This is a genomic window from Thioalkalivibrio sp. ALE28 (assembly GCF_000377425.1).
Classification (GTDB): domain Bacteria; phylum Pseudomonadota; class Gammaproteobacteria; order Ectothiorhodospirales; family Ectothiorhodospiraceae; genus Thioalkalivibrio.
Window position 1 is genome coordinate 130,575 of record NZ_KB898093.1, and the last position, 12,539, is coordinate 143,113.

A 12,539-nucleotide genomic window follows, 5' to 3' on the forward strand; every position below is an offset into this window, starting at 1 on the left:
AAATAAGTTTCTGATAATACAATTAAACAATTCCGTACACAGGGTGCGGAATTTGCTATCTTCGGGCTTTGTTGCATCGAGATGCCCCGGTCGCTATGCGGCCGGTTCACCGATGGTTCGCACGCAAGTCGCAAAAGGAGGACGAAGATGGCCAAGGTTCTGATCGCCCAGGGTGGAGGCCCGACGGCGGTAATCAATCAATCCATGGTGGGTGCGGTCCTCGAGGCCCGGAAATTCACCGACGTCGAACTGGTCTACGGGGCCTTCCACGGGGTCCGCGGGATCATCGACGAGGAATTCCTGGACCTGACCCAGGAGACCACCCACAACCTGGAGATGGTCGCGCAGACGCCCTCGTCCGCCCTGGGGTCCACGCGCGACAAGCCGGACCTTGACTACTGCAAGGAGATCTTCAAGGTCCTGAAGGCCCACGAGATCACCTACTTCTTCTATATCGGCGGCAACGACTCCTCCGACACGGTCCGCATCGTCAGCGAGGAGGCGCGCAAGGCCAACTATCCGATGCGCTGCGTGCACATCCCGAAGACGATCGACAACGACCTGGTGGAGAACGACCACACGCCGGGTTTCCCGTCGGCGGCACGGTTCGTGGCGCAGGCCTTTATTGGTGCCAACCTCGACAACTACGCCCTGCCGGGGATCTATCTGGCGGTGGTCATGGGGCGTCATGCCGGTTTTCTCACCGCGGCCTCCGCGCTCGGCAAGAAATTCCCGGATGACGGGCCGCACCTGATCTACGTGCCGGAGCGGGTGTTCGAGGTCGACCAGTTCCTGAAGGATGTGAAGGCCACCATGGATCGCCACGGCCGCTGCGTGATTGCTGTGAGCGAAGGCATCCACGATGCCAACGATGAACCCATCGCGACCAAGCTGGCGAAGGATGTCGAGAAGGATGCCCACGGTAACGTCCAGCTCTCCGGTACCGGGGCGCTGGCGGACATGCTGTGTGGCGAGATCCGCGACAAGCTGGGGGTGAAGCGGGTGCGTGGCGACACCTTCGGCTATCTGCAGCGGGCCTTTATTGGCTGTGTTTCGGATGTCGACCAGCGCGAAGCCCGCGAGGTGGGCGAGAAGGCTGTGCAGTTCGCGATGTGGGAAGGTCGCGACGGTTCGGTGGCGATCAAGCGCACCGGCTTTTATTCGGTGGACTACGAGTATGTGCCGCTGGAGGCGGTCGCCGGCAAGACCAAGGTGATGCCGGACGAGTTCATCGATGCCTCGGGCACCGATGTCACCGATGCCTTCCGTATGTACCTGCGGCCCCTGTTGGGCTCGGGCATGCCGGATGCCTACCGGCTGCGGCAGAACAAGGTGACCAAAGTCCTGGGGCGCTAGTCGCGGCCCGCTCGGCAGGAGAAGGGGCTGGCCGGTTGGCTGGTCCCCGAATCGAAAAGGCCCGCCCGGTGCTCCGGGCGGGCCTTTTTACCTCGTGGGAGGCACTTTCCGGGCCTTCCGCGAGATCGTCAGCCCAGAGCCTTGAAGATCTGGTCGCGGATGTCTTCCACCGACCCCGTTCCCTTGATGTGGACGTACTGCGGCGCCGACGGGTCATCACTGTCCGCCCACTTCGAGTAGAACTCGACCAGCGGCTGGGTCTGGCTGTGATAGGCCTCCAGGCGCTTGCGCACCGTCTCTTCGTTGTCGTCCTCGCGCTGGATCAGGTCCTCGCCGGTGACGTCGTCCTTGCCCTCGACCTTCGGCGGGTTGAACTCGACGTGGTAGGTGCGACCGGAGCCCGGGTGCACCCGCCGCCCGCTCATGCGCCGGATCACCTCTTCGTCCGGGACATCCACCTCCACGACAAAGTCGAGCGGCACGTTCTGTTCCTTCAGGGCCTCGGCCTGCGGGATGGTGCGCGGAAAGCCGTCGAACAGGAAGCCGGTGTCGCAGCAATCGGGCTGCTCCACGCGTTCCTTCACCAGACCCAGGATGATGTCGTCGGAGACCAGGCCGCCTGCATCCATGACCTCCTTGGCCTTCATGCCCAGTGGGGTGCCTGCGTTCACCGCCGCGCGCAGCATGTCGCCGGTAGAGATCTGCGGGATGTTGTACTTCTCGCAGATGTACTGGGCTTGCGTGCCCTTGCCGGCGCCGGGCGCCCCCAACAGAATCAGTCGCATGCTCTCGCTCCTCTGAGGAGTGGGTGGTTGTGCTATGGTCGCGGCAGACACTCCCGAGCCGCGCAAGTTACAGTACAGGCATTGTGGTTGTAGGTACAAGTCCGCCCGCGCCGCCCTGGCATCGCCCCTCTGCAAGGAGTCACTGACCGTCATGCAAGCCGGCCCCCGCGAGATCACCACGCCGTTTCGGCCCATCCCCCTGGACATCCCGGAGGGCATGAAACCCAACGAATTCTTCAACAGCACCGAAAACCTGGCGGACCTGGTCCACAACAACGGGCTGCTGGTGAATCCGGAAAACCTGCTGCTCTATCGCAAGGCGCTGGGGCACAGCAACGAGTTCGACTGTTCCATCATCTACAACACCTCGCAGACCATCCTCGACCCGATGGGCCGCCCGGTGCGGCGCACCCAGGTGCCGGAGCCGGTGCGGCATGTCTGGAACCGGATGAACGGGGTGATCATCGAGTACATGCTGGAGCAGTACCCGGACCCGGCCGAGGCCCTGGTGCTGGCGGGCGAGGCCAGCCTGGACGCGACGTGGCCGCTGACCGCGCCGGGGGTGCCCAGCATCCGCATGCTGCACAACCATTTCATCGTCTTTCCGAAGTCGGAACTGGCCGATGCGCCGCTGGCGGATCCGGGCAATCCCAATCTGACTGATGGCGGGCAGCACAGCCTGTTTCAGGCCTATATGCGCGAGGTCTACCGGGCGTTCTTTACCCGGGCCCTGGACCTGCAGATCCTGCGCCCTGCGTCCGATCACGAGGCGCGCCTCGGGTTGACCGGCTACCCGCACGGCCTGCCGAGCTGGGAGATCCAGGGCGGGGTCGAGGCGCTGAAGGACATCCGCTTCTGGCGCGAATACGACGCCATCCTGCAGGGCTTCCTGGACTTCTATCGCACCTTCTTCTCCCAGGTCTCCACCCGCAATGCCCCGATGCCCGAGGGCGTGCACTTTCCCGATGCGGTGGAGGAGGTCCTGCTGTTCAACAACGACTTCCTGAAGACTGCCAAGAAGGTGCGCGACCGCTGCTTTACCGATGCCAAGTACGCCCATGCCATTCGCTGGCAGCCGGCCTTCAAGCAGCTGATCTACCGCAATGACGAGGGCCGTCTGATCGTGACGATCAGCCAGAACTCGATCGGCAACGCGATCACCGAACTGCTGGGGGTGGTGGTTAACCGGGTGCCGGACGCGGAGGCCTACGAGCGCGTCGAACCGGCCCTGGTCGAGAAGCTGCTGGAGGTGCGTCGCCGCCTGGTAGAGGTCGATCTGGGGGAAGGCATCGCGACGGAGGGCTGGCCTGCCACCTGAGCGGTCTGTTTGAAACAGGGCCCGTAGTGGGGGTGGACGGGGGGGCGGCCAGGCCGCCCCCCGACCGGGGTCAGGCGACCGACTGGTAGTAGATGTTCTGCGGGTGGTTGGCCTGGGCGAAGAAGAACCAGCGCTCGGCCACCAGTCCCAGGTACTGGATGACAAACGCGGCGATCAGCACATTGACCGGGTCGACCCGGGTGACCAGGGCGATCAGGAGCAGGAGCGCCGGGATCGCGAACGCCCCCAGCAGGAAGATCCACTTCATCCCGCGCAGGAACGTCGCGGACATGTGGTGAAAGAACTCCCGGGTGTTGAACGAACCGCCCATGAAGCCCTGGGACTTCTGCTGGATCTTCGGGTGCTTCACGCCGATCGCGGTCTGCACCGTGGATTTCGACTTGATACGGGCGTTGCGCACCAGCGATGCGATGCGGGTGGCCAGGCCCAGCAGCGTCAGCACGATCGCCACCGTCGCCAGGAACGCGACCAGCGGGACACCGGCCCAGGCCGCATAGGCAGCCGCCAGCGTGAAGCCGTTGGCAGCGCCCAGCACGGTGTAGTTCACCACGGTCAGCGGGGAGTGCCATTCCTGCAGGAACTTGATGCAGGCGTAGATCATCGCGGTCGTGACATACAGAACGATCGCCAGCAGCGCGCCGATGGCACCGAGCACGACGGTCGGCAGGATGGGGACGTCCCCGGCCAGCGTGCCCAGAGGCGGGTTGAACCCGAACGCGTGGGCCGCGCCGTACAGGAAGACCACGCCCATGAACGCCGGGAGCACGATTACCTCGCGCGACAGCCACGAGGTGCGCCACTTGGTGGCGGTGCGCCAGGCGCGTTCCGGGCGCCCCAGGTGGAAGAACGAGGCGACCAGCCCGAGGACCAGAAAGACCAGGGCGAGTGCGGAGCCCAGCGCCAGGAAGTCCGAACCGGGCGGCGGCAGCACGCCCAGAAGACTGAGAGACTCGGCACCGAACAGACCGAGAAACAGGCCCTGGCCGGCGCCGATCAGGGTGGTGAGAAAGATAACCGAGAAGGCTGGATGCATAGTGTCTTCGTCCCTGTTTACCAGCTGGTGACGTCGTCGAGCGAGGGTTCTTCCTGCCCGGGCTTCGGCAGCTGACTGTCGATCTTCAGCGGGTTGTCGGCGCGCTCCACCTCGTCCTCGCGGATGGTCAGCTGAGTCTTGCGTCGTGGCAGGTAGTGATTGGCCGGTTTGGTGCCCCATTCCGGCATCAGCTGATAGCCGCCTGCTTCGCGGATCGCCTTCGAGACGACCGATTCGGGATCATGAATGTCCCCGTAGAGTCGTGCGTTGGTCGGGCAGGCCCGTACGCAGGCCGGCTTGCGATCCCACTCCGGCAGCTCCTCGTTGTAGATGCGGTCCACGCACAGGGTGCACTTGGTCATCACCTTGCTTTCGCTGTCTACCTCGCGCACCCCGTAGGGGCAGGCCCAGGAGCAGTACTTGCAGCCGATGCACTTGTCGTAATCGACCAGCACGATGCCGTCCGACTCGCGCTTGTAGGAGGCCCCCGTCGGGCAGACCGGCACGCAGGGAGGCTCTTCGCAGTGCAGGCAGGACTTGGGAAAGTGGACCGTCTCGGTATTCGGGTATTCACCGACCTCGAAACTCTGCACGCGGTTGAAGAAGGTACCGGTGGGGTCCGCGTCGTAGGGGTTCTGGTCGACCAGCGGGCCGGCATCGCCCGAGGTGTTCCATTCCTTGCAGCTGGTGACGCAGGCGTGGCAGCCCACGCAGACGTTGAGATCGATGACAAGGGCGAGTTGGGTCATTTCTTGCCTCCTGGGGAAACGCTGCACAATGTGCGCACTCGCGCTCGAGTCGCTTTTGCGTGCGAACAAGGCGCGGCGACTGCCGTGCAGTCACTCTGCACAAGGGAGCCGCAACGCCGTGCGCATGCAAAAGCGGCCGAGCCCCTGCTTTTCAATAGTTTGTGGGGTTGGCACCCCAGGTTCCCCGATCCTGCGTTGCGCCGCTTGCCGGTAGAGCCACTACCGGCTGCGCACCGCGCCTTGTCTCGGAAAACCTGGGGTACCAACGCGAGTGTGTACATTGTTCAGCGTTTCCCCAGGCCCGCAAAGAAGTTCACCACACGGGCCCGCTTGGACTGGCCGGGGTAGGGGTGCAGGGCCTTGAACTGGGGCGATGTCTCCTGCGGCGCCCCTTCTTCGGCCTTGTAGATGCGCACGCGCACGTCGTACCAGGCGGCTTGCCCGGTGACGGGGTCGGAGTTGGAGATCGGGCCTTCATCGCCCGGGAGCTCCTCGGAGATCAGGTGATTCAGCAGGAAACCCTTGCGCGACTCGTTGGCCTCGGGTGTCAGGTTCCAGGCCCCCGCGGCCTTGCCGATCGCGTTCCAGGTCCAGACCGTTCCGGGTTCGACCGCCTCGGAGTACTTGGCCATGCAGCGTACCCGGCCCCACTGGCTTTCCACCCAGATCCAGTCCTCGTCGTTGATCCCGGCGGCGCGCGCGGTGCGCGAATTCACGTAGAGCAGGTTGTGCGCGTGGATCTGTCGCAGCCAGGCGTTCTGGGAGTCCCAGGAGTGGTACATCGCCATGGGACGCTGGGTGATCGCGGCCAGGGGGTAGGTGTGCTTGTTGGTGGTCTGGTACTCCAGCGGGTCGTAGTAGAACGGCAGTGGGTCGAAGAAGGTCTCCACGCGTTTGGCCAGATGCGCCGGGGCCTTGCGCGATGGGCCCTTGCCCTGGGCGGCGGCGCGGAACTTCATCAGCACCTCGGAATAGAGGTGGATCAGGATCGGCTCGCCAAAGCGCGTGATGCGGTTGCGCTGCGACCACTCGAGATAACCCTTGTTCCAGTTGCGCATGTACTGGTAGCTGCGCGGCAGCTCGTACTGGAATACGCAGTTGTTCTGGGCGTACATCTCCCACTGGTTGGGGTTGGGTTCGCCGCGCAGGGATTTCTCCCCGCCCTTGCCGCGCCAGCCGGCCAGGAAGCCGATACCGGAGCCCGGTTCGGTCTCGTAGTTGACGACGAAGTCGGGGTAGTCGCGGAATTTGCGCTCCCCGTTCTCGTTCACGAACGCCGGCAGTTTCAGGCGCGAGCCGAGCTCGATAAGGACTTCCTGGAACGGCTTGCACTCGCCCTTGGGCGGCACCACCGGGATCCGCACCGAGTCCACCGGGCCGTCGAACTCGGAGATCGGGCGGTCCAGCATGGACATCACGTCGTGGCGTTCCAGATAGGTGGTATCCGGAAGGATCAGATCCGCGAACGCGGTCATCTCGGACTGGAACGCGTCCGCGACGACCAGGAACGGGATCTTGTAGTCCCCGTTGTCATCCTTGTCGTTCAGCATCTTGCGGACCTCTTCCGTGTTCATGGTCGAGTTCCACGCCATGTTGGCCATGAAGATCAGCAAGGTGTCGATCGGGTAGGGGTCCCCGCGCCAGGCGTTGGTGATGGCGTTGTGCATCATGCCGTGCACGGCCAGCGGGTATTCCCAGGAGAAGGCCTTGTCGAGGCGTACCGGCTCGCCCTTGTCGTCCACGAACAGGTCGTCCGGGTCCGCGGGCCAGCCGAGCACCATGCCGTCCAGCGGCTTGCCTGGCTGCACGCCCTCCGGCCCCTTGGGCGTGCGGGCGCAGGGTGGAATCGGACGCGGGAACGGCGCCTTGTGGCGGAAGCCGCCGGGGCGGTCGATGGTGCCCAGCAGCGACATCAGAATCGACAGCGAACGGATGGTGTGGAAGCCGTTGGAGTGCGCGGCCAGTCCGCGCATCGCATGGAACGACACCGGGTTCCCGGTGACGGATTCGTGTTCCACGCCCCAGGAGTCGGTCCAGGCAATGGGGAGTTCGATGCGCTGGTCGCGCGCGGTAACGCCCATTTCGTGGGCCAGCCGGCGAATGTCCTCGGCATCGATCCCGGTGATCCGGGCGGCCCATTCCGGCGTGTATTCGGCGACCCGGTCCTGCAGCAGCTGGAAGGCGGGCTTGGCCGGGGTGCCGTCATCCAGGGTGAACTCGCCGAGCAGGAAGGGATCGGCATCCGGCGTGTGGGTCGGCACCGCGCGTCCGGTCTTGCGGTCCCACCACAGTTGGTTCTGCGCGTCGTAGCAGCCCTCCTCGGGCGGATCCTCGGTGCGCAGGAACATGCCGAAGTCGTCTTGCTCCTCGTTCATGTTCACCAGCTGGCCGGCATTGCTGTAGCGGACCAGGAAGTCGCGGTCGTACAGGCCCTTGTTGATGATCTCGTGGATCAGTGCCAGCAGCAGGGCACCGTCGGTCCCGGGGCGGATCGGCACCCATTCGTCGGCGATGGCCGAGTAGCCGGTGCGCACCGGGTTGATGGAGATGAAGCGCCCGCCCTGGCGCTTGAACTTGGAGATCGCCACCTTCAGCGGGTTGGAGTGGTGGTCCTCCGCGGTGCCGATCATCACGAACAGCTTCGAGCGTTCCAGGTCGGGGCCGCCAAACTCCCAGAACGAGCCGCCGATGGTGTAGATCATGCCGGCGGCCATGTTCACCGAGCAGAAGCCGCCGTGGGCCGCGTAGTTGGGGGTGCCGAACTGCTTGGCGAACAGCCCGGTCAGGGCCTGCATCTGGTCGCGCCCGGTAAACAGGGCAAAGCGTTTCGGGTCGGTCTCGCGGATGTGCCCGAGGCGTTCGGCGAGGATCTCGAAGGTCTCTTCCCAGGAGATCGGCTCGAACTCGCCATCCCCGCGCTCGGCGCCGGCCTTGCGCCGCAGGGGCTGGGTCAGCCGCGCGGGCGAGTGCTGTTTCATGATCCCGGAGGCGCCCTTGGCGCAGATCACGCCTTCGTTGATCGGGTGCTCCGGGTTGCCATCGATGTAGCGCACCTCCCCGTCGCGCAGGTGCACCCGGATGCCGCAGCGGCAGGCGCACATGTAACAGGTGGTGTTCTTGATTTCCTGCGACGGGGTCTGTGCCATAAATCGTCAACGCCTTGTAAGTTAGACAATCGCGATATACTGCAATACCCCTTACTTCGATCGGGGTTACCCCCACTATGCAGTTCCGGGGTATCCACCACAAGGGAGTCAAAGATGGATTCTTCGCGCCCGTTCGGATGCCCCGAATCGGGCCCGGACGCAGGGCGGGGCGCGGCAGTGTTATCGTTCCGGCACCGGAATTTCACAACAGAGGCCTGCCAACCCATGAAGGTATGCATTGTTTCCGACAGTCACGACCGTGGCCCGATGTTGGCCCGCGCGATCGAGGCCGGCATTGCCGAGGGCGCCGAGGCGGTCATCCACTGTGGTGACGTGATCGGCGGCAACACGCTGCGGGCGTCACTGAAGCTGGGTGTGCCGATCCACGCGGTGCACGGCAACAACCTGGGGGACCCGGTCGCGATCTCGCGCATCGCGCACCAGTCCGATGGCCTCCTGCACTACTACGGGCTGGACGCCACCATCACCCTCGGTGGCCGGCGCATCTTCGTCACGCACTACCCCCATTACGCCCATGCGATGGCCTGCACCGGGGACTATGACCTCGTCTGCTGCGGCCACAGCCACGAGACCGAGATCCGCCAGCAGCCGCACGTGAAGGATGGCGCCACCTGGCTCGTGAATCCGGGCACCGTGGCCGGGCTTGGGGCGCCGCGGGCGACCTGGGCGCTGGGCGATCTCGAGACCATGGACTTCGCGATCCGGGCGACACCCGAGGAGAGCGCGGCCTGATCCGACTCGGTCATACGGCCCGCATTCGGCAGCGGGGTGGCGTTTCGGCGCGGGATGATCGACCCGCTTGTCAGCGCCTTCGTCTCAGGGCATCGTCTAGGAGAGGGCGCGTCATTCGTGTCCCTCTGGATTCCACCGTGGATGGAGAAACGCGATGACCGCAGAATTCCCGCACAAGCCCCTTCCGTCGCAAAAGGCGGCCCCCGGAATCGGGCTCCAGCAGGTGTCGGAGGAAGACCCCCAGGTCACCCTGGCTTCCTCGGCGCTGTGCGTAATGACCGATTTCCGCCGGGTGCCGGTTGCGACGATCGGTCCCGAGGCGACGCTCAACCAGGCGACCGAGCAGATGATCGCCCGGGGTGTCCGGCTGCTGATCGTAGTGGACTCGGAGCGCGTGCTGGGTCTGATCACGGCCCGCGACACTCAGGGGGAGCGCCCGGTCCAGATGGTGAACGAGCGCGGCATGCGGTACGACGACCTTCGGGTGCGTGACCTGATGGTGCCGCTGGATGACGTGGACCTGCTGGACATGCAGCGCGTGATGCAGGCGGACGTGGCGGATATCGTCGCCACGCTGAAGGACTGGGGGCGCCAGCATGCGCTGGTCGGTCAGCGGGATCCCCAGACGGGTGAGACTCGCATAAGGGGGATATTCTCGGCGACCCAGATCGGGCGTCAGCTGGGGATTCAGGTGCAGACCTTCGACGTCGCCCGCACCTTCGCGCAGATCCAGGCGACCTTGTCCAAGACCTATTAGCCGGAGCCGACATCCGGCCACCCGCGCGAGTGTGCGGGTGGTCGGATGCCTGAACCGCGTTTCTGCTACCGGTTCAGCCCCTGGTAGTACTCCATCAGGATCTTGGCCACTTCCGGGCGGGAGAACTCGACCGGCGGTGCCTCGCCTCGGCCCAGCATCTCGCGAACCTTGGTGCCGGACAGGAGCACGAAATCCTCCTTCGTGTGGTCGGGTGCATCGCACATCATCACCACCCGGTCTAGCTTCTTCGAGTAGGCCGTGTGGTCGGCCCGGAAGATCTCGATCTCCAGCGCGCCCGCGGGTACCTCGGTGTCGAAGATCGTCTGGGCATCGAACGGCCCGTAGTAGTCCCCCACCCCGGCGTGATCACGCCCGATGATGAAGTGGGTCGCGCCCATGTTCTGGCGGAACAGCGCATGGAGCACGGCCTCGCGCGGACCGGCATAGAGCATGTCGAAGCCGTATCCGGTGATCATCACCGTGTTCGGCGGGAAGTAGAGCTCGGCCATCTTGCGAATGGCGGCGTCGCGCACCGGGGCCGGGATGTCGCCGGGCTTGAGCTTGCCCAGCAGCATGTGGATCACCACGCCGTCCGCATCCAGTTGCTCCATGGCCATGCGGCACAGCTCTTCGTGGGCGCGGTGCATCGGGTTGCGGGTCTGAAACGCGACCACCCGGTTCCAGCCGCGTTCCGCGATCTCGTTGCGGATCTCGACGGCGGTGCGGAAGGTATCGGGGAAATCGTCCTGGAAGTACGAGAAGTGCAGCACCTGGATGGGCCCCGATACGCAGACGCGGCCCACGCTGTTGAAGGCGGCGACCCCGGGGTGTTCCATGTCGGTCGTGCCGTAGACCTTTTCGGTCATGGTCGCCATCTGCTCGGGCGTGAATTCCTCGATCGCCTCGACCTCCTGGATGGCGAGGATCGGGTTCCCCTCCATGTTCGGGTCGCGCAGGGCAATCCGCTTGGCCCCGCGAATGGCGTCCGCATCCTCCAGCAGGTTGACCACGGGCACCGGGAAAAACAGGCCGCTGGTGGTTCGCATGTTCTCCGCGCAGCTCATGGCGTCGGCGACATTCATGAACCCGGTCAGCGGCGTGAAATAGCCGCCGCCCATCATGACGGCGTTGCCGGCGGCGCCGGAGCTGATGACCACGGAGGGCAGGGTCTCGGCCTCCTGCAGCAGGGCGTGGTGTTGATCGGGGTCGTAGACGAACAGGGGCTTCAGGGTGTCTGCACCGTGCGGTTTGATCATGGGGCTTTCTCTCCTGCCGACGCTGGATGTGAACTGCATGGATGGGGTGGTCTGTGCCACACGTAAGTCGTGTTCGGGGCGCATGCGCCCACCCGGTTGACGGGGCGGGCGCGCTGCTGGTCGACCCCGAACGTAGCACAAGATAGTCCATAAAGGTTCGGGTTTCTTGACCGCCCCCGCAGCCGCAAATCCGGATCTGTCCACCCGTCAGGGCCGTCAGCCCTGCCCCGGGAGCGCCTCGATCAGCGGCCGTTCTCCCTTTGTCTCACCCGGCCCGGGCGTTCGTTCCGGTGCCATCGCTGGCGCCCCGGACCCGCGTGCTGCGGGCAGCGGGCGGTGTGCCGCCCCCGGGCCAGCCTGGCGGCTTGCGATGGCGTCTGCCTGGGCCGCTAGATAAGTGTTTCCATAAATAAGCATATGACCTCATTCATCGGGCTTATGCGCGGGGAAGCAAGTTTGATTTGAAGCAAAAGATCGAGTTGGCACAGACTCGGTGTGCCCATTGGACACTCTGAGGAGGCCTGACGCCGTGATCACTAGCAATCCCTTTGCCGAACTGGCTGCGTTTATTCCACCAGCCGCAATGCAGGCGTATGTCGTGCTCATGGTCATTCTGGTGGCCGCCGGCACGATCCTCGACATGATGCACAAGAGGAGTGCCCAGTACTTCTTCGAGAACGCCAAGAAAGCCGAGAAGAACGCGACCCGCAGCGTGAGCGGCGGCGAGAAATTCTCCCAGGCCATGCAGACCCTGGGGAAAGAGGTCATCACCTCCGGTGAATTCAAGAACCCGAAACGACGCGCGTCCCATCTGTTCACCATGTGGGGCTTTATCCTGTTCGTGGTCTCCTCCGCGGTCCTGATCTTTGGCTACGCCAGCGAGCCCGCCGCGGGCGTGTGGCCGGTCCTGTGGCATCTGGGCGCCCTGTCGCTGGCCTTCGGCGGCTACTGGTTCTGGTTCTTCATTCGCGTCGACGTCTACTCCGAGGGCCGTCGCTGGTACCAGCTGGTCCGGGCCGATCTGTTCATCGTGTCGCTGCTGGCGATGTCGACCTTCGCCATCCTGTGGTCGCTGACCCAGGGCACCGGCGCCCTCGGGTGGCTGTTCTTCGCGCTCTTCCTCGCGGCGACCACGACCCTGTTCGCGACCGTCTACTGGTCCAAGTTCGCGCACATGTTCTTCAAGCCTGCCGCGGCCTACCAGAAGCGCATTACCCGTGCCGACGGCTCCGCCGAGAACCTCCCGACCCTCACGCGCGACGATCCCGAGCAACAGCAGCGCCATTCGATGGAACTGCTGCGCGATGCGCCGATGGAGATGGGGAAGGGCATCCAGCGTGAAGCGCCGCACCACTACTAGCCATT

At 64.6% G+C, this 12,539-nt stretch carries 10 protein-coding genes; 5 read left to right on the forward strand and 5 right to left on the reverse strand.

The genetic code is table 11. The annotated features are described in order from the left end of the window. Nucleotides 1-147: 147 nt before the first annotated feature. Nucleotides 148-1,356, forward strand: a complete 1,209-nt coding sequence (locus D105_RS0100625) for a 6-phosphofructokinase (protein WP_018867716.1) — start codon at nucleotides 148-150, stop codon at nucleotides 1,354-1,356. 128 nt (nucleotides 1,357-1,484) lie between these two features. Here the strand turns inward: D105_RS0100625 and adk are convergent, their stop codons facing one another. Continuing rightward, a complete protein-coding gene (gene adk, locus D105_RS0100630; RefSeq protein WP_018877185.1) occupies nucleotides 1,485-2,141 on the reverse strand; it encodes an adenylate kinase in 657 nt (218 codons plus the stop codon). 151 nt (nucleotides 2,142-2,292) lie between these two features. Between adk and D105_RS0100635 the strand changes: the two genes are divergently transcribed. Further along, the gene (locus tag D105_RS0100635) at nucleotides 2,293-3,459 is read left to right on the forward strand and encodes a hypothetical protein (protein ID WP_018877186.1); all 1,167 of its coding nucleotides are present in this window, start codon (nucleotides 2,293-2,295) and stop codon (nucleotides 3,457-3,459) included. 70 nt (nucleotides 3,460-3,529) lie between these two features. Here D105_RS0100635 and D105_RS0100640 read toward each other — a convergent pair whose 3' ends face one another. From D105_RS0100640 to D105_RS0100650, 3 genes are all read right to left on the reverse strand, one after another. Beyond that, a complete protein-coding gene (locus tag D105_RS0100640; RefSeq protein ID WP_018867719.1) occupies nucleotides 3,530-4,513 on the reverse strand; it encodes a DmsC/YnfH family molybdoenzyme membrane anchor subunit in 984 nt (327 codons plus the stop codon). Between the two features lie 17 nt (nucleotides 4,514-4,530). Beyond that, nucleotides 4,531-5,262, reverse strand: a complete 732-nt coding sequence (locus tag D105_RS0100645) for a 4Fe-4S dicluster domain-containing protein (RefSeq protein ID WP_018877187.1) — start codon at nucleotides 5,260-5,262, stop codon at nucleotides 4,531-4,533. A gap of 284 nt (nucleotides 5,263-5,546) precedes the next feature. Continuing rightward, complete coding sequence (locus D105_RS0100650; protein ID WP_018877188.1) at nucleotides 5,547-8,408, reverse strand: molybdopterin oxidoreductase family protein; 2,862 nt, start codon at nucleotides 8,406-8,408, stop codon at nucleotides 5,547-5,549. A gap of 225 nt (nucleotides 8,409-8,633) precedes the next feature. Here D105_RS0100650 and D105_RS0100655 point away from each other — a divergent pair, with 225 nt between their 5' ends. Then, on the forward strand, nucleotides 8,634-9,161 hold the full coding sequence (locus D105_RS0100655) for a metallophosphoesterase family protein (RefSeq protein WP_018867722.1): 528 nt from the start codon (nucleotides 8,634-8,636) through the stop codon (nucleotides 9,159-9,161). 154 nt (nucleotides 9,162-9,315) lie between these two features. Next, nucleotides 9,316-9,918, forward strand: a complete 603-nt coding sequence (locus D105_RS0100660; protein WP_018867723.1) for a CBS domain-containing protein — start codon at nucleotides 9,316-9,318, stop codon at nucleotides 9,916-9,918. Nucleotides 9,919-9,983: 65 nt separating this feature from the next. On the opposite strand, the gene sat is transcribed toward D105_RS0100660, so the two are convergent. Further along, complete coding sequence (sat, locus tag D105_RS0100665) at nucleotides 9,984-11,174, reverse strand: sulfate adenylyltransferase (protein WP_018877189.1); 1,191 nt, start codon at nucleotides 11,172-11,174, stop codon at nucleotides 9,984-9,986. A gap of 583 nt (nucleotides 11,175-11,757) precedes the next feature. Between sat and D105_RS0100670 the strand changes: the two genes are divergently transcribed. Next, entirely contained in the window at nucleotides 11,758-12,534 is a 777-nt protein-coding gene (locus D105_RS0100670; protein ID WP_018867725.1) for a hypothetical protein, read from the forward strand. The last annotated feature ends 5 nt before the right edge of the window (nucleotides 12,535-12,539 follow it).